This is a genomic window from Streptomyces sp. KMM 9044 (assembly GCF_024701375.2).
Taxonomy (GTDB): domain Bacteria; phylum Actinomycetota; class Actinomycetes; order Streptomycetales; family Streptomycetaceae; genus Streptomyces.
The window spans coordinates 512,912-529,217 of the sequence record NZ_CP113910.1 but is presented as its reverse complement, the minus strand read 5'-3'; the positions used below and the strand labels follow the sequence as shown (position 1 = coordinate 529,217).

Genomic DNA, 16,306 nt, shown 5'->3' with positions numbered 1-16,306 from the left:
CGCACCATGTCGTCGCCCGGCGCCGCAGCGGGCGGGCCTCGTCCCCGGGCGGGCCGAGATGAGCACGCGGGCGAAACCCGCCGGACCCCCGAGGCCCCCCGAGCCGGAGACGGAGCGGGCGGGGCCGGACCGGGCGGTACTCTCGGCGGGCGCCAGGCAGGAGCGGCGGCTCGGCTGGCTGCTCTGCGCGCCCGCCGTCGTCGTCATGACCGCCGTGACCGCCTACCCCATCGGGTACGCCGTCTATCTGTCCCTCCAGCGGTACGACCTGCGCTTTCCCGGAAGGGCCGAGTTCGTGGGCCTGAGCAACTACGGGGCGGTGCTGTCCTCCCCGTTCTGGTGGGACGCCTTCTGGGTCACGCTGTTCATCACCATCGTGTCCGTGGCGATCGAACTCGCCCTCGGAATGGGACTCGCCCTGGTGATGCACCGCACGATCTTCTGGCGCGGCGTCGTCCGCACGTCGGTCCTCATTCCGTACGGGATCGTCACCGTGGTCGCCGCCTTCTCCTGGCAGTACGCCTGGACCCCGGAGCTCGGATACCTCGCCGAGCTGCTGCCCGGCGGGGAGGCTCCGCTGACCGAGCAGTGGCCCGCCCTCTGGCTGATCATCCTCGCCGAGGTGTGGAAGACCACGCCGTTCATGGGCCTGCTGCTGCTCGCGGGCCTCGCGCTGATCCCCGAGGAGGCACTGAAGGCGGCCATGGTGGACGGCGCCACCGCCTGGCAGCGCTTCACCAAGGTCATGCTGCCGCTGATGAAACCGGCCGTCCTGGTGGCACTGCTCTTCCGCACACTGGACGCGTTCCGGATCTTCGACAACATCTACATCCTGACCGCGGGCGCCCAGGGAACCGGCTCTCTGTCGATCCTCGGGTACGACAACCTGTTCACCGCGCTGAACCTCGGCATCGGGTCCGCGATCTCGGTCCTGATCTTCATCTGCGTCGGGATCATCGCCTTCACCTTCGTCAGACTCTTCGGTACCGCCGCACCCGGCGCGGAGGTGAAGCGCTGATGGCCGCGGTGGGAAAGACGCACGCCGCCCGATGGGGTGTCATCAACGTGGTGGTGGTGCTGTACGCCCTGTTCCCGGTGTGGTGGATTGCCGCGCTGTCGTTCAAGGACCCCAGCACCCTGACCGACGGCAACTACATCCCCACGGACTGGACCTGGGAGAACTACCAGGGCATCTTCGCGACCGCCGAGTTCACCCGTGCGCTGATCAACTCGATCGGCATCGCCCTGATCGCCACGGTGATCGCGGTGGCGCTGGGCACCATGGCTGCCTACGCGGTGGCCAGACTGCGCTTCCCCGGCAAGCGGGTGCTCATCGGCATGTCGTTGCTGATCGCCATGTTCCCGCCGATCTCCCTGGTGTCACCGCTGTTCAACATCGAGCGGATCATCGGGATCTTCGACACCTGGGTCGGGCTGATCATCCCGTACATGACCTTCTCCCTGCCGCTCGCGATCTACACCCTTTCGGCGTTCCTCCGGGAGATCCCCTGGGATCTGGAGAGGGCCGCCAAGGCCGACGGGGCGACGCCCGCGCAGGCCTTCCGGATGGTCATCGTGCCGCTGGCCGCGCCGGGCGTGTTCACCACGGCCATTCTCGTGTTCATCTTCTGCTGGAACGACTTCCTGTTCGCGATCTCGCTGACCTCCACCGAGTCCGCGCGCACAGTGCCCGCCGCGATCGCGTTCTTCACCGGGAGTTCCCAGTTCCAGCAGCCCGCGGGGTCGATCGCCGCCGCCGCTGTGGTCATCACCATCCCGATCATCGTTTTCGTCCTGTTCTTCCAGCGGCGGATCGTCGCCGGACTGACCTCCGGGGCAGTCAAGGGATGAACAGGCCCACCACGGCAGACAGGCCACCGGTCCGGAGCACCGACCGCAGTCCCGGACCCGGGGGCGTGAAGTCAAGGAGGCACCATCCATGGCCGAGATCATCCTTGAGGGAGTCACCAAGCGTTTTCCCGACGGGGCCCTCGCCGTGAAGGATGTGGACCTCGAGATCGCCGACGGCGAGTTCGTGATCCTGGTCGGCCCGTCGGGATGCGGCAAGTCCACCACCCTGAACATGATCGCCGGACTTGAGGACATCACCGAGGGCACCCTGCGCATCGGAGGCCGAGTCGTCAACGACCTCGCTCCCAAGGAACGCGACGTCGCCATGGTGTTCCAGAGCTATGCCCTGTACCCGCACATGAACGTCCGGGAGAACATGGGCTTCCCGCTGCGCCTGGCCAAGGTGGACAAGGCCACCATCGAGGCCAAGGTGACGGAAGCCGCCCGGATCCTCGACCTGACCGAGCACCTGGACCGCAAGCCCGCCAACCTCTCTGGCGGCCAGCGCCAGCGGGTGGCCATGGGGCGGGCGATCGTCCGTGATCCCAAGGCGTTCTTGATGGACGAGCCGCTGTCCAACCTGGACGCCAAACTCCGGGTACAGATGCGCACCCAGATCTCCCGGCTGCAGCGGAGCCTCGCCACGACCACCGTGTACGTCACCCACGACCAGACCGAGGCCATGACGCTCGGGGACCGGGTCGTGGTCATGAGACAGGGTCTGGTCCAGCAGATCGGCACACCTGCCGAGCTGTACGGCCTGCCGCGCAACCTCTTCGTCGCGGGCTTCATCGGCTCCCCGGCGATGAACTTCCTGAACGCCGCGCTGGAGGGCGGTGTCCTGCGCTCGTCCCTGGGTGACCTGCCCCTCGACGACCGCACGAGGCAGGCGCTGGAACGGCAGAACGCGCCCCGCGAGGTCATCGTCGGGCTGCGACCGGAGGCGTTCGAGGACGTGGCCCTGTCACCCGACCGGGACCGGACGGGCCCGGTCCTCACCGCCGTCGTGGAGGTACTGGAGTCGCTGGGATCCGATGTGTACGTCTACTTCACCGCGGAGGGCGGGCCCGCGACGACCACCGAACTGGACGAGGTCGCCAAGGACTCGGGCCTGCGCGACACCGGCGCCGACACCCGTCACCTCGTGGCCCGCCTGGACGCCGCCACGCGTGCCCGTGAGGGCGAACCCGTCGAACTGCAGGCCGACATGGCCAAGGCTCACGTGTTCGACCCGGCGACCGGAGCGAACCTTACGCATCCAGTGAGGGCGGACTGACGACGCGCCGCACAGGACGCGATCCGCGTCCACGGGCCCGGCGGCTCAAGAGGCGGCCGGCCCTTGTCGACTGCGCAGGCGTCCCGGAAAGGGGGCGTTCCCATGGAGGTGGCGTGTGGTGTCCGGTGCCACCGACGGCCGGTGTACGGCGCTCTTCCGAGGCGGCTCGGGGACGAGTCGGGGACCACACGGTGTGCGCGATGGTGCACGGTAGGGCTGTCGACGCACCACACGCCCCGGATCAAGTCTGTTGTGCGCCGACGAAACCGGTGACCCACACTTCTGGGGGTCAAGGGGGCGCAGGTTCAAGTCCTGTCGTCCCGACTCGTGGGAGTCACGGATCAGGGCCGGTCTCGGAGAGATCCGAAACCGGCCCTTGACCATTCCTGGGGACCGGCTGGAGGCGGACGTCCTCCCGGACCGGCGCGACCGGTCCGCCGGGCCGGATGCGAGTTCAGTGGTGCGGCGCGTCCGCCGCAGGGTCGCGCCGACGCCCACCCGGAAGGAAGGTCACCTGGGGGGCGCCCGTACGCGGATGGACGGTCACCTCGCCCGCGACCGCGTACACGTCGGCCAGCAGTCGGGGCGTGAGGACCTCGGCGGGCGGGCCGAAGGCCACGACCTCGCCTTCGCACAGGACGTGGAGGCGGTCGCAGTAATACGCGGCCAGGTTCAGGTCGTGCAGGGCCAGCAGCACGGTCGCAGGCAGCCCGCGCAGCACGCCGAGGACATCCAACTGGTGGCGGATGTCCAGGTGGTTGGTCGGTTCGTCGAGTACGAGCAGGGTGGGCCGCTGGGCGAGGGCACGAGCGATGAGGACGCGTTGGCGTTCGCCGCCCGAGAGCCGGTCGAAGCGACGGTCGGCCAGTCGGGTGGCATCCACCGCGGCGAGTGCGTCGTCGATGACGGCGGCGTCCTCCGCCGTGTCGCCGGCCAGCAGCCGCTGGTGCGGGGTGCGGCCCATGGCGACGACCTCACGGACGGCGAGGTCGAAGTCCGCGGCCGAGTCCTGCACGACCGCCGCCACCGTGCGTGCCAGTTGCCGTACGGGCATCGACCGGACGTCGGTGCCATCGACACGGACCGTCCCCGCGACGGGGCGCAGCACGCGGTAAACAGCCCTGAGCAGGCTGGACTTGCCGCTGCCGTTGGGGCCGACCAGCCCGACCACCTGTCCCGCGGACACGGTCAGTGACACGTCGCGCACCAACTGGCGCGCACCGGCGGTGAGGGTGACACCCTCGACGGACAGGTCGGTCGCGGCGCTCATGCCACTCCTCGGTCGGTGTTACGCCGGGCGTCCCGGCGCATCAGCCACAGGAAGAACGGCCCGCCGCACAGCGCACTGAGCACGCCGACCGGTATCTCCAGGGGTGCGGCGATCGTGCGGGCGGCGATGTCGGCCCAGATCAGGAAGACCGCCCCGGCGAGCGCGGCGGTGGGAAGCACCCGGCGGTGCTCGCCGCCGACGAACAGGCGCACGATGTGCGGCAGCATCAGGCCGACGAAGCCGATCGGGCCGGCCGCCGCGACCAGGACACCTGTCACCAGGGAGAGCAGGACGAACATCCGGGCCCGGAAGCGGGCCACGTCCAGGCCCATGGTCGTCGCCGCCTCCTCACCGGCCAGCAGCAGGTTCAGGTTCCGGGCCTGCACCAGGAGAACGCCGATGCCCAGCAGCACCGTCAGCCCCGGCAGCCACAGAGTGCCCCAGTTGACGCCACCGAGGCCGCCAAGAGTCCAGGCGAGCACGGTCCGGGCCTCGTTGCCGCGGTCGGTGGTGAGCAGCAGCAGGTTGAGCACGGCGGTGAGTACCGCCGCGATCGCCACCCCGGACAGGACCAGACGCGTCGAGGTGATGCGCCCGCCGGTGCGGGCGGTGGAGTAGACGAGCAGCAGTGCGCCGAGGGCACCGGCGAAGGCGGCGGCGGACAGGGAGAGGGGACCGACGACGCTGACGCCGAAGACGATGACCGCGACCGCGCCGAGGGACGCCCCGGAGGAGACCCCGAGCAGGTAGGGCTCGGCGAGCGGGTTGCGTACCAGCGCCTGCAGGGCGGCGCCCACCACCGCGAGGCCGGCGCCGGTCACGGCTCCGAGCAGGACGCGTGGCGCCCGTACGTCCAGCACGATGGTCTCCCGTGCACCGGACCAGGCCGGCTGCGTCCAGTCGGCGCCCAGCGCGTGCGTCACGATGCCCCAGACCTGGCCGGGCGGTACCTGGACCGAGCCGATGGCCAGGCCCGCCGTGGCGGAGGCCACGAGCAGAACGGCCAGCACGAGCAGGATGCCGGCCGTGGCCGTGCGGCCCTTTTCCCGCCCCTCCGTCGAAACCGGCCCCACGGATGGTCCGGTGACGGTGCGCGTCATCGGAAACTCTGGGGATGCAGCCCGCGGGCCAGGTCCCCGACCGCGTACGCCGACCGGATACCGATCAGGGTCGCGGTCAGTGGGAGGACGACGAACCGCTTGTTCCTGACGGCGGGTACGTCGGCGAGGGCGGGTTGGGAGAGCAGGAACTTCTTCTTCTGCTCGACGCCGCCTGCGCCGGCGTAGTCGTAGATGGCGATCACCTCGGGCCTGCGCTCGACAACCTGTTCCCAGGAGACGTCACCGAAGACCTCGTCGAGGTCGGCGAACACGTTCTTCCCGCCGGCCAGCCGGATCAGCTCGGTGCCCAGGCCCTTGCCGCCCGCGGTGAAGGCGCTCTTGTCGCCGCTGTCGTAGACGAAGACCGGTACCTCCGGCTCCCCCTCGACGGCGGACGCGGCCTCGCCGACCCTGCCCCGGAGGTCGGCGACCAGTTCGTCGGCACGGTCGGACACGTCGAAGATCCGGCCTATGGTGCGGACCTCGGCGTAGGTGTCCTCCATCGTCAGCTGCTTCCCGCCGCAGTACTCACGGTTGAGGTACGTGTCGATGCCGGCATCGGCGAACGCCTTGCGGGAGCGGCCCTCGTTCTCGGCGAAGGCGCTGCCGTAGCCGCCGTAGACGAAGTCGGGTTCGGCGTCGAGGATCCTCTCGAACGACGGTTCCCTCTGGGCGAGTTCCGGTACCGTCTCGAAGTCCTTCCTCAGCTCCGGCAGTACGGCCGAGTCGGGGAAGGCGGTGCCCACCATGTGGTCCTCCAGACCGAGGGCGAGCATCAGTTCCGCGGGGTGCTGGTGGATGGTGACCACCCGGGACGGCGGTGTGCCGTACGTCGTCCTCACACCGCAGTTGTCGATGGTGACGGGAAAGCCTCCGGGCACGGTCGAGGTGGCCTTCGCGTGGCCGGCGCCGTCGTCGGACGAGCCGCAGCCGGCGGTCAGCAGGACCGCCGACAGTGCGACCGCCGCGGCCGTCGTGCGACGGCACTGGCGCTTTCGCGCAGGGGTGAGCAAGGGAAACACGTGAAGCCTCCTGGAGTCCGCGCTCCTTGGGACGGGCCCGCGACAGGCCAGTGTCCTGACTCCCGGATCGACGTTCCCCTCCGCCTTCCCGCGCGGCGCGCAGTGGCGTGTCGGAGGGGCGCTCCCCGGTCACAGTGGCGGGACCGTGCCGGATTCGCACCGGCTTCCTGTCTCCCGTCGCGGCGATGACCAGGTGATACTACGTTTCCCCGGGGCGAGGGCGAAAGGGCGTACGGGACCGGCCGTACACCCCTGCTGTCGTGCCGGTCCGCACCGTCGGGCCGTCACCGCGCCGCACCACCTTGGACGGGACGACCTCGCGGGCGAGCGGTTCCTTGGGGCGAGGGCGAAAGGGCGTACGGGACCGGCCGTACACCCCTGCTGTCGTGCCGGTCCGCACCGTCGGGCCGTCACCGCGCCGCACCACCTTGGACGGGACGACCTCGCGGGCGAGCGGTTCCTTGCCCGCGAGGTCCAGGATGAGGACGCAGCCCGGGGCCAGGCAGGCGCGCGGGGGTGCGCAGCACGCGTACGTCGTCGCCGGGATCCCCGTCGCCGTGGTGTCCGGCGCGACCGAGGACGGGACCGTCCGGCCGGGCCGCCCGTGACGGCACCGCACGCCCGCGAGGCGGAACGATGTTCCCGTCCGTGCACGAACACGACGGCCCGACGGGTGCCGCGCATCCCGCGCATCCGGCCCGGCCCTGTTCCGCGCGCACCGCGTACGCCCGGTCCGCCCGGCCGGTCCCCTCGGGGACGCGGGCGGGGGCCATCGTGGTGCGAGGGCCCGCGCGATGGAATGATGGCCGACGACAGGGCGACGGCGGAACGAGGAAGCCGGTGTGAATCCGGCGCGGTCCCGCCACTGTGATCGGCGAGCGAGACCCGCACATGACCACTGCCCGCACCAGGGCGGGAAGGCGCGGAGCGCGCATCGACCCGAGAGCCAGGAGACTCACGCGGTCGCCTCCTCGACGCGTCCCGGGGCGGATCTCCCCGGAGAGAGGAACGATGCCGCATGCCCGCCGAAGCGAGCACGGCCGGAACGACGTCCGTCGACGTCGCGACCCCGGGGCCCGCCCCGGCGCCCTGCAGAGTCGTCGTGTGCAGGGACTGCTGCTGTGGCAGCCCGAAGGTGATCGGTGTCGACCACACGGCGCAGACAGCGCGCCTGCGCGCGGAGGTACCTGTGCGGGTGTCCGAGTGCCTGGACGTGTGCGAACAGGCCAACGTCATCGTCGTCCAGCCCTCCGCGGCGGGCCGGGCCGCCGGCGCCCGGCCCGTCTGGCTCGGACTGGTCAACGACCCGGACGCCATCGAGGACATCGCCGCCTGGGCACGCGCCGGCGGACCCGGAACAGTGCCCCGGCCGGAGATCCTCGACCTGTACGCCATCACTCCACCGCGGCGGCGTACGGCTTCCTGAGACCACGCTCACCCATTCATCGACCCTGTGTCGGTACATCCGCCGGAAGGGAAGCGCCCCGACATGACCGAACATGCCCGGGCGGCTGCCGGGGCCGTCGCCGCGGCTCTCCGGGACGTGACGGCCCTCGGCGGGTTCTTCGCCGTGCACGTCGGTGGCCGGGACGAGGGCTGGCATCCGCTCGACCACTCCTATGCGAGGGGCTTCACCGACCTGGCCGAGGCCGTGGCGCACCGGCACCACACCCGCGAACCGCGGATCGGTGTGTCCATCGTCCACCTCGGACACGCGGCACGCCTGTGGTCCCCCGCCCTCGCTTGCGCACTGCTGCACGGCATCGTCCTGGACCTGACGGAGTTGCAGCGTGCCGACGACGGACCGGCCCTCCGTCTGCCCCGCCCTGCCGGCTGGTACACCGAGCGGTTGCCCGAACCCGTTCTCACCCTGAACGAGCAGGTGATGGGCCATCTGCGGGGGCTCGCGGCCGGACTCCGTGTCAGGATCGCTCCGCGTCTGCTGGACGGGAACGCCGCCTCCGCGCTCGTCGGGGCGTCCCACGCCCTGCTGGGGGCCCGCCCCGGGCTGCGCGAGCCGCTCACCGGCCTCACGGCCGAACTGCTGAGTACCGGACGGCTTGCGGGCACGGGAATGATCACCGGACCGGATCTCACGTTCCGACGCCGCAGTTGCTGCCTCTACTACCGTGCGCCGAACGGCTCCAAGTGCGGTGACTGCTGCCTGGCCGGCCGAGACGGACCGTGAGCAGCCAGGACGCCGCGCGGGCCCACCGGCCCCGCGCAGGAGAGTGTTCCGGTGAGGGGGGGGGAGACCCCGAACGGGGCAGGGCGGACTCCGGTGACGCCCGGCCTCCAGGCGTCCGCTGTTCCCTCCCCGTGACGCCCCGTTGACAGAAGTCGACGGAGATCACACAATCAGTGCTGTGACCACACACCGGTTCAACACGACGACGGGGCCTCTGCGCGTCCCGGACCGAATCGGTTGTGAACGCTCCGGTCGATAACCGGCTGCCTCCGAGCCGCAGGCTCGACGCACCCCGCCCCTGAATCCGGACCGTGCCTCCGTCTTCCCGGCGGACGCTCCGGACATCCTTGCGCCCGGCCGTCCCGGCAGTTTTCAGACCGTCCGCACCCCCCGTCCTCCGCGGACGCCGGACACCGTGGCGAAGCAGACACGAGAAGGAGCACTTCATGACCGTCACGCATGCTGGTCCGGCCACCGTCCTGCGCGAAGCGCGCATCCCGCAGGACGGGATGTACGAGGGGCGGCGCACGCTGCGCCGGCTGCCCGAGGGGCGGGAGGAACGCCCCTACGAACGGTTCGGCGTCGTCCCGCAGGCGCGCACGATCGGCGCCGAGATCAAGGGGGTCGACCTCGCGCGCCCGCTCGGCACCGAGCTTCGCGAGGAACTCAACCGGGCTCTGCTGGAGTGGAAGGTGCTGTTCTTCCGCGCCCAGCACCTCACCTCCGACCAACAGCGCGCCTTCGCGGGCCACTGGGGCGAACTGGAGACGAACCCGCTGCTCGCCACCGGTTCCACCGAGGACGTCGTCCGCTTCGACAAGCGTGACTCAGCCGCCCCGACCTACGAGAACGTCTGGCACGCCGACGTCACCTTCCGGGAGCGGCCCGCGCTCGGCGCCGTTCTCCAGGTGCGCGAGGTGCCCCCGTTCGGCGGGGACACCATGTGGGCGGACATGGCGGCCGCCTACGACGACCTTCCCCAGGAGGTGAAGGACCGTATCGAGGGCGCCCGGGCCGTGCACGACTTCATCCCCGGCTTCGCCAGGTTCTACGGGCCCGAGCGGCTGATCCCCCATCAGGACCGTTTCCCGCCCGTGGAACACCCGGTCGTGCGCACCCACCCCGAGACCGGGCGGCGCATGCTGTTCGTGAACACCTCCTTCACCACCCACATCACCGAGATGGCCCGCGACGAGAGCGACCGGCTGCTGCGGTACCTCTTCCAGCAGGCACACGTTCCGGAGTTCCAGGTGCGCTTTCGCTGGCAGCCGGGGGACATCGCCTTCTGGGACAACCGCGCCACCCAGCACTACGCCGTCAACGACTACGGCAGCGAGCGCCGGGTCGCCGAGCGTGTCGCCATCGCGGGCGACCGCCCCTGCTGAACGCCCCGGCCGACCGCCGTCCACCGGGACTCTGCTGCTCCATTCGGGGGAGGGTCACGCACCGCATCCGGGAGGGGCCGGCCGGGGCCGGACCGCCTCCTCGCGAGACCCGTTCCCTGCGCCCCGTCGACAGACCGACGTCACTCTCCGCAACGGAGCAACAGCGTCCGCCGGTCCCGCAAAGCATGTCCGCTCCCGAGGGACCGGCGGGTGGCGTGGGCCGGGCGCCGGTCACCCTCCCCCGAAGGTGACCGACGCCCGACCGCCCCCGGCGCCGGACAGTGGTCGTGGCGTCCGTCGCGGCGGCCCGGTGCTGCTACCAGCACATGACCGCCGTCTCGCCCGAACCCCGTGCGGAGTACAGGCGGATCCGGACGAAGTAGCGGCGGCCCTTGACGAGCCGGACCGCGAGCGTCGCGTTGCGCGGGGTTCCCCCGTCGTCGTGCCCGGCGAGATAGCGGGGCTCACCGTCCCGCTCCTCGAACAGCACGACGACCAGGTCGCCGTCGCCGAAGGTGCCCACCGTGTATGCGCGGGTCTCCACCGGATCGATGTGGAAGTCGGCCTGTTCGCCGGGGCCGAGGCCCAGCGGTATCGAGCGGAACGGCACCAGGGTGGGCGGGCCGGGCCGTTCGGCCGGGGGATACCAGCCGAGGGCGAACTCCTTGTCGGCCGCGGACAGGGTGCCGGGCGGATGGACGCCCCCGCGGTACTGCTCCGGTTCCAGGATCAGCCCCGGCGCGAAGGCGTACCCCATGATCGAATCGGCGTCCCAGACAGGGCCGTTGACCTCGTTCGCGTCCAGCTTGCGCAGGATGTTGCGGTGCGTCCGCTCCCGGCTCCAGTGGTTGGGCGGGCCCGCGAGTTCGGCGTACACGGCCTCGTCGTCCCAGTGGAGACCGGCGCGGGGGCTCTGGTGCTCGTGCAGCATGCCCAGGGCGTGCCCTATCTGGTGCAGGGCCGTCCCGCGCTCCCCGGGCGCGGTCAGATCCCAGCCGAAGTTCATGGTGCGCTCGTGCAGACCGGCCGGCAGAGCCTCCTTGCCCACGGCCGACCAGGAACCGCCTCCGGACTGGAAGCCGATGCGCAGCTCCGCCTCCGAGTGGTCGCGGACCTCGGCGAAGGTGAGCCCGATCCCGAGGTCCTGCCACTCGGCGAAGCACGAGCGCACCACGTCCTGCTGCGTCTTGGCGCCACCCCACGACACCCAGCGGGTCCGGCCGGTTCCCGGCACGGGAATGACCGACCCGCCGGTGTCGCCGCGGAAGAAGCAGTAGTGCACCACGGTGCCGTTGACCCACATCCGCCGCCCGGCCGTCAGCGCGCCGAGCCGCTCGGCGGCGAGCCCCGGCGCGAAGGCGGGGACCGGCTGCCGCGGCAGCGAGCAGTAGCGAGGGGCCATGGGAGACAGGGTGCCCCACGCAGGGTCTTCGGCGCCTGAGTCGGGGTCTACTCAACGCGCCCTGTATCAAGAGTGAGTATCCCCGCTCCTGTTGCTGTGACGACTTTCCCGGGGCCCACGGCCACGCGCACCACACCACCCGCGCACACCACGCCGAAGACGCCGTCCACGCCGGCCGAGCGGGACGGGAGACGCCCGCCGTACGCGACGGGCGCGGTGGCGCCGGAGCCCTTGCCGGTCTGGCCGTTCACCGGCCGTGGGGACGAACTCCATCTGATACGGCGCTCGCTGACCGGCGCCCGGCGCGGCCTCGTGGTGGCTGGGCCGGCGGGGCGGGGCAAGACCCGGCTCGTGACCGAGGCCGTCCGCGGTACCGACTGCGTCCGGGTCACGGGAATCCCGCAGACCCACCGGATACCGTTCGCCGCCTTCGCCCCGCTGCTGCCGGAACCGGTCACCCTGCACCGCGCGGTCCGACTCCTCTCCGGAACAAGGACCTTGCTGGTCGACGACGCCCACCTGCTCGACGACTCCTCCGCCGCCCTGGTCCACCAACTCGCCGTACGGTCGGACACCCGGCTGCTGATCGCCGTCACCGACGGGGCCCCCGTGCCCGCCGCGGTGTCCCGGCTGTGGACCGGTGAACTGCTGTCCCGCCTGGCCCTGGAGCCACTGCCCCGCGAGGAGACCGCACCCCTGGTCGCGGCGGGTCCGGACGGCCGGACCCTGGAGCCGCTCACCGTCGACCGGCTGCACCGCCTCGCCGGCGGCGACCTGCGGCTGCTGCGCGAACTCCTCGGCGCGCTGCGGGAACGCGGTCGGCTCACCCGCGTACCGGGCACCGCCGGGTGGGCTTGGCGCGGCCCGGTGCCGCTCACCCCGGCCGTCCGCGAGCGCACCGCCCACCTGCTCGCCCGCACCGGCCCCGGCGAGCGTGAGACGCTCGACCGCCTTGCCTTCGCCGAACCGTTGCCGGTGAACCGGGTGAGCCCGGAGAGCCCGGACGGTCTCGCCCTCGACGCCCTCGAACGCCTGGAGGACGACGGGCTGGTCCACGTCGACGACCAGGGGATCCTTCGCCTGACCCAAGCCCTGCACGGCTCCGTCCTGCGGGCCGCGGCCGGCAGGCTGCGGGCGCGACGGCTGGCCCGCGCTCCCGAGGAGTACGGACCCGCCCTGGCCGCCGAGGCCGCCGCCCTCACCACGCTGGTCGGACAGGACGACGTCCGGACGGTCCCGGCGCCCGTGGGAGACTGGCTGGTGGCGGAGGGCACCCCGGTGCCCGCCGGGTACGCGGCGCTGAGGGCCCGGTTCGCGCGGCTGCGGGGTGAGGTGCGGGAGGCTGCCGCATGGGCCCGCGAGGGACTGCGTACGACGCCCTCCGCCCTTTCCTGCCGAACCGAACTCGCCCTCGCCGAAGCACAGTCGGGCGGCACCACAAGTGTGCGGCACGGCCCTGGTGCCCCCCACGTCGGCCGCCCCTCCCACGACCCCTACGACGCCGTCCGCCTGGGCACCCCCGAGCGGGCCGCCGGGCGGCTCACCGGTGTCTTCGCCGCCCATGCCGACGCCCTCGCGCACACCGACGGCCCCGCCCTGGACCGTGCGGCGGGGGAGCTGGAACAGCGCGGTTTCCTGCTGTTCGCGGCCGAGGCCTACGCCCAGGCCGCCACCGCCCACCGTGACCCGGGAGCCGCCCGCACCGCACGCACCCGTGCCGTCACCCTCGCCCGCCGCTGCCAGGGCGCCCGCACCCCCGCGCTGGCGGGGTTGGTCCTGGGCGAACTCACCGCACGGCAGAGGCAGATCGTCACCCTTGCCGCCACCGGTCTCAGCAACCGGCAGATCGCCGAGCGCCTCACCCTGTCGGTCCGCACCGTCGGCAACCACCTGTACAGCGCCTACACCCGCCTCGGCGCGAGCGACCGCACCGCCCTGCCCCGGCTGACGGAACTCCGGCCGACGGAACCCCGGTCGGCCGAACCACGCATGGCAGGACACCGGTCGGCCGGACCCGGGGAGGCCCAGCCCGTCTGACTTCCGTACCCCGGCCCCAAGAACTCCGCTCAGGCCGCGCCGAACGCCGAGAACGCCCACCCGGTGGCCCGGTGCACCGCGTCGCCCGGCAGGGAGGCCCGTGCGTCGCGCAGGGCCTGGGCCAGGGAAAGGCCCGCGTCGAGCCCTCTGTGCAGCGCGAGCATCAACGGCACCACCGCGGCGTCGTTGACGGGCGCGCTGCACGCCACCACGCCCGCGGTGCCGAGCGGAAGCAACGCCGTGACCAGGCCCAGGAGTTCGTCCGCACCCACGCTGGCGAACCGCGCGGTGTCGCAGCAGGAGAGGATGATCCGGTAGGGGCTGCGGTCGAGCCGCTCGAAGTCGTGCACGATCAGTGGCCCGTCGGCCATCCGCAGCGAGGAGAACAGCGGGCCGTCCGCACGGAACTCGCCGTGCGCGGCGATGTGCGCCAGCTCGGCCCCGTCCAGTTCCTCCAGGACCCGCTCCACCCTCGCGTCGTCCTCCTCCAGGACCCGCGCCCCGCCGTACCGGCCGGCGAGCTCCGCCACCTCCGCGCCGCCCGTTGCGAGCCCGGGGCCGCGCACCAGCACCTGGCGGCCCCCGGACGGCGGCGCGGTCTCCCGTGCGCGCAGCCAGCCGCTCGCCGACGGCGACACACTGAACACCCGGTCCCGCAAAGACGGCAGCAGCGCCCACGGCACCCGGTGCAGCCGCCCCGGCGGTACGACCACCAGCGGACCGGTGCCCAGATGCGCCGCCGCCGGACCCAGCAGCAGCTCCTCCAGACGCCTGCCCGCGGCCTCCACCACCGGCAGCCGTGCCTGAGCCCCCGGATGGGCGAGGCGCCGCAGTCCGGCCTGCACATGCTCGGCCTCGGTCTCCGCCGCTGCCAACTGCCCCGCCTCGAACCGCCGGACCCGCCCCTGCCCGCACAGCAGCACCTGCACCCGCCCGTCGAGCACGGCGAGTTCCACCAGCAGGACGTCACCGCTGTCGCCCAGCCGCCGCAGCAGCCTGCCGACATCGAACCTGTCCCCGACGTCGAAGCGGCCCCGGCCGCCGGCCGCCGTACCGCGCACGTGCAGGGTGCGGGAACGGATCTCCCGCTCCAGACGCCGCTGTTCCCGCTCCAGTGCCGGTACGGCCCTGCCGTCCTTCCGCGCCTCCTCCGCGCGGGCGGTGATTTCCCGGTAGGCCGTCATGCCGCTGAGCAGCGCAGGGTCGGCGGGCGGCCGGGTGGGCGGCGTGGACAGTGCGGTGGCCCGCCAGCGTTCGCTCCACACCAGCAGCCGCCGCGGCCCGCCCGAGACCAGGCTCGCCCGCTGCGCCAGAGCGGCCAGCTCCGCGCCCTGCGCGGTGGCACGGGCCCGCAGCTCCGACGCGCCCAGCGTCATCCGGTGGTCGTCGAGCACGTCGAGCCCTCGCCGGCAGGCCTCCAGCACACCCCGAGCGGACCCGGCCGCCTGCGCCCGCAACGCCTGCGCCGCCCAGCCCGTCAGCCGCGCGAGCGGAGGTCCGCTGCGTCTGCTGCGGGCGGCGACCGTCAGATGCCGTTCGGCGTCCGCCGTCCAGCCGAGGTCCAGAGCGATCCGGCCCGCGAGCAGCGACGCCTCCGGCGCCGTCGGCGCGCCCAGCGCGGCCAGCCGGTCGGCCACCGCGGCCGCCTCCGCGACCAGCCGCCCCGAACCGCGTCCGGCAGCGTGCCGCGCCTCGATCAGCACCAGCCGCGCGTGCGTCTCCCACCAGGTGCGCCGCTGTCCCGAGAACAGCCGTACGGCGAGCGCCGCGCGGGCGATCGCCGTCTGCGGGTCGTCCGTCAGCCGGGCCGCCCGCGCGGCGGCCAGCAGCAGCTCCGCCTTGCGGGTGGACTGGCCGCCGATCCCGTCGAGCGCCTTGACCGCCGCGTCCGCCCCGGCCAGCGCCTCGGACGCAAGTCCCGCCGCCATCAGCACCTCGCAGCGCCGGATGTCGAGCATGAACGTCGGTGTGCCGAGCTTGGCGTAACGCTCCTCCGCCTCGTCCAGCAGTCTGAGCGCCGCCGGGACGTCGCCGGAGCGGAACGCGGCGAGACCCCGGCTCTCCACGGCGTCCGCCTTGTCGTGCTCCTGGCCCGTGGTGTCCCACAGCGCCTCCGCCGCGGTGAAGTCGGCCTCCGCCCGCTCCACCGCGCCCAGCGCCAGATGCACCGTCGCGCGCAGGGTCAGGGCGCGCGCCGTCCAGATCACGTCGTCCACCTGCCGCAGCACGGCGATCGCCCGCCGTACGTCCTCCAGCGCCTCCTTGTGGTGCCCCAGCACCCACCACGCGTACGCACGCCGGAACAGAACGCGCGCGCGTGTGTGCCCGGTGCACCGCTCGACGCCACGGCTCAGGGCCTCCAGGCCCTGCCGAGTGCGCCCCGCGTGCACCAACGCCACCCCGAGGGTGCCCAGGACGTCCGCCTCCCGCTCGGTCGAGTCCGCGCGCGCCGCCCAGTCACGGGCCCGCCGCAGATGGGTCAGGGCCAGCCGCATGTCGCCGAAGTCCCGCTGCCACATGCCGATCACCTGGTGGGCGACGGACGCGTGCAGCGGCGTGGGACGGCCACCCAGCACCTTCTCCGCCCCCGCCAGGGCCTCGCCCGGGTCGGCGAACACCATCGGCAGCAGTTCCAGCACCGATTCGCTTCCCGCTGTCACCTCATGGATGGTAGTGCTCCGCAACCGCGCCCCAAAGGTATGACGTCGTATCAAAAAACCTTCCTGTGACTCTGATTCACGACGCGCCGTCCAACCGACGCCGTCGGACTGCAGC

General features: G+C 72.3%; 13 protein-coding genes and 2 riboswitches. Of the genes, 7 read left to right on the top strand and 6 right to left on the bottom strand.

Annotated elements, in window-relative coordinates; all coding sequences use genetic code 11:
• Nucleotides 1-58: 58 nt before the first annotated feature.
• The 3 genes from HUV60_RS02490 (at nucleotide 59) to HUV60_RS02480 (ending at nucleotide 3,127) form a co-directional block, all read left to right on the top strand.
• Nucleotides 59-1,018 carry a carbohydrate ABC transporter permease gene (locus tag HUV60_RS02490; protein WP_257852546.1) on the top strand — a complete coding sequence of 320 codons (960 nt, stop codon included), beginning with the start codon at nucleotides 59-61 and terminating at the stop codon, nucleotides 1,016-1,018.
• Nucleotides 1,018-1,851 carry a carbohydrate ABC transporter permease gene (locus tag HUV60_RS02485; protein WP_257852547.1) on the top strand — a complete coding sequence of 278 codons (834 nt, stop codon included), beginning with the start codon at nucleotides 1,018-1,020 and terminating at the stop codon, nucleotides 1,849-1,851. Before HUV60_RS02490 ends, HUV60_RS02485 begins: the two co-directional genes overlap by 1 nt.
• A gap of 88 nt (nucleotides 1,852-1,939) precedes the next feature.
• Nucleotides 1,940-3,127, top strand: coding sequence for an ABC transporter ATP-binding protein (locus HUV60_RS02480; RefSeq protein ID WP_257852548.1), 1,188 nt, complete (start codon nucleotides 1,940-1,942; stop codon nucleotides 3,125-3,127).
• A 454-nt stretch (nucleotides 3,128-3,581) separates the two neighbouring features.
• Here HUV60_RS02480 and HUV60_RS02475 read toward each other — a convergent pair whose 3' ends face one another.
• The 4 genes from HUV60_RS02475 to HUV60_RS02460 form a co-directional block, all read right to left on the bottom strand.
• On the bottom strand, nucleotides 3,582-4,397 hold the full coding sequence (locus HUV60_RS02475; RefSeq protein ID WP_257852549.1) for an ABC transporter ATP-binding protein: 816 nt from the start codon (nucleotides 4,395-4,397) through the stop codon (nucleotides 3,582-3,584).
• Nucleotides 4,394-5,497, bottom strand: coding sequence for a FecCD family ABC transporter permease (locus tag HUV60_RS02470; protein ID WP_257852550.1), 1,104 nt, complete (start codon nucleotides 5,495-5,497; stop codon nucleotides 4,394-4,396). Before HUV60_RS02470 ends, HUV60_RS02475 begins: the two co-directional genes overlap by 4 nt.
• Complete coding sequence (locus HUV60_RS02465) at nucleotides 5,494-6,519, bottom strand: ABC transporter substrate-binding protein (protein ID WP_257852551.1); 1,026 nt, start codon at nucleotides 6,517-6,519, stop codon at nucleotides 5,494-5,496. The genes HUV60_RS02470 and HUV60_RS02465 overlap by 4 nt, the downstream gene beginning before the upstream one ends.
• A 28-nt stretch (nucleotides 6,520-6,547) precedes the next feature.
• Nucleotides 6,548-6,728: riboswitch (cobalamin riboswitch) on the bottom strand.
• Nucleotides 6,719-7,138: a hypothetical protein gene (locus HUV60_RS02460; protein WP_257852552.1), complete on the bottom strand. Its 420-nt coding sequence runs from the start codon at nucleotides 7,136-7,138 to the stop codon at nucleotides 6,719-6,721. It overlaps the preceding riboswitch by 10 nt.
• 173 nt (nucleotides 7,139-7,311) lie before the next feature.
• Nucleotides 7,312-7,492, top strand: a riboswitch (cobalamin riboswitch).
• Nucleotides 7,493-7,537: 45 nt separating this feature from the next.
• On the opposite strand from HUV60_RS02460, the gene HUV60_RS02455 reads away from it, so the two are divergent.
• From HUV60_RS02455 to HUV60_RS02445, 3 genes are all read left to right on the top strand, one after another.
• Nucleotides 7,538-7,945: a (2Fe-2S) ferredoxin domain-containing protein gene (locus tag HUV60_RS02455; RefSeq protein WP_257852553.1), complete on the top strand. Its 408-nt coding sequence runs from the start codon at nucleotides 7,538-7,540 to the stop codon at nucleotides 7,943-7,945.
• Between the two features lie 63 nt (nucleotides 7,946-8,008).
• The gene (locus HUV60_RS02450; protein ID WP_257852554.1) at nucleotides 8,009-8,707 is read left to right on the top strand and encodes a (2Fe-2S)-binding protein; all 699 of its coding nucleotides are present in this window, start codon (nucleotides 8,009-8,011) and stop codon (nucleotides 8,705-8,707) included.
• Nucleotides 8,708-9,153: 446 nt separating this feature from the next.
• Nucleotides 9,154-10,092 (top strand): TauD/TfdA dioxygenase family protein, encoded by a 939-nt coding sequence (locus tag HUV60_RS02445; RefSeq protein ID WP_257852555.1) that lies wholly within the window; start codon nucleotides 9,154-9,156, stop codon nucleotides 10,090-10,092.
• Between the two features lie 316 nt (nucleotides 10,093-10,408).
• Here the strand turns inward: HUV60_RS02445 and absR1 are convergent, their stop codons facing one another.
• Entirely contained in the window at nucleotides 10,409-11,494 is a 1,086-nt protein-coding gene (absR1, locus tag HUV60_RS02440) for a beta-glucuronidase AbsR1 (protein WP_257852556.1), read from the bottom strand.
• Nucleotides 11,495-11,710: 216 nt separating this feature from the next.
• On the opposite strand from absR1, the gene HUV60_RS02435 reads away from it, so the two are divergent.
• On the top strand, nucleotides 11,711-13,531 hold the full coding sequence (locus HUV60_RS02435) for a LuxR family transcriptional regulator AbsR2 (RefSeq protein WP_257853166.1): 1,821 nt from the start codon (nucleotides 11,711-11,713) through the stop codon (nucleotides 13,529-13,531).
• Between the two features lie 29 nt (nucleotides 13,532-13,560).
• On the opposite strand, the gene HUV60_RS02430 is transcribed toward HUV60_RS02435, so the two are convergent.
• A complete protein-coding gene (locus HUV60_RS02430) occupies nucleotides 13,561-16,152 on the bottom strand; it encodes a CHAT domain-containing protein (protein WP_257853169.1) in 2,592 nt (863 codons plus the stop codon).
• Between the last annotated feature and the right edge of the window lie 154 nt (nucleotides 16,153-16,306).

Bases quoted from the DNA above. Each gene is read 5' to 3' on its own strand.
- HUV60_RS02485 (WP_257852547.1), top strand. From the start codon at position 1,018: ATGGCCGCGGTGGGAAAGACGCACGCCGCCCGATGGGGTGTCATCAAC.
- HUV60_RS02475 (WP_257852549.1), bottom strand. From the start codon at position 4,397: ATGAGCGCCGCGACCGACCTGTCCGTCGAGGGTGTCACCCTCACCGCC.
- HUV60_RS02470 (WP_257852550.1), bottom strand. From the start codon at position 5,497: ATGACGCGCACCGTCACCGGACCATCCGTGGGGCCGGTTTCGACGGAG.
- HUV60_RS02490 (WP_257852546.1), top strand. From the start codon at position 59: ATGAGCACGCGGGCGAAACCCGCCGGACCCCCGAGGCCCCCCGAGCCG.
- HUV60_RS02455 (WP_257852553.1), top strand. From the start codon at position 7,538: ATGCCCGCCGAAGCGAGCACGGCCGGAACGACGTCCGTCGACGTCGCG.
- HUV60_RS02445 (WP_257852555.1), top strand. From the start codon at position 9,154: ATGACCGTCACGCATGCTGGTCCGGCCACCGTCCTGCGCGAAGCGCGC.
- absR1 (WP_257852556.1), bottom strand. From the start codon at position 11,494: ATGGCCCCTCGCTACTGCTCGCTGCCGCGGCAGCCGGTCCCCGCCTTC.
- HUV60_RS02450 (WP_257852554.1), top strand. From the start codon at position 8,009: ATGACCGAACATGCCCGGGCGGCTGCCGGGGCCGTCGCCGCGGCTCTC.
- HUV60_RS02430 (WP_257853169.1), bottom strand. From the start codon at position 16,152: ATGGTGTTCGCCGACCCGGGCGAGGCCCTGGCGGGGGCGGAGAAGGTG.
- HUV60_RS02480 (WP_257852548.1), top strand. From the start codon at position 1,940: ATGGCCGAGATCATCCTTGAGGGAGTCACCAAGCGTTTTCCCGACGGG.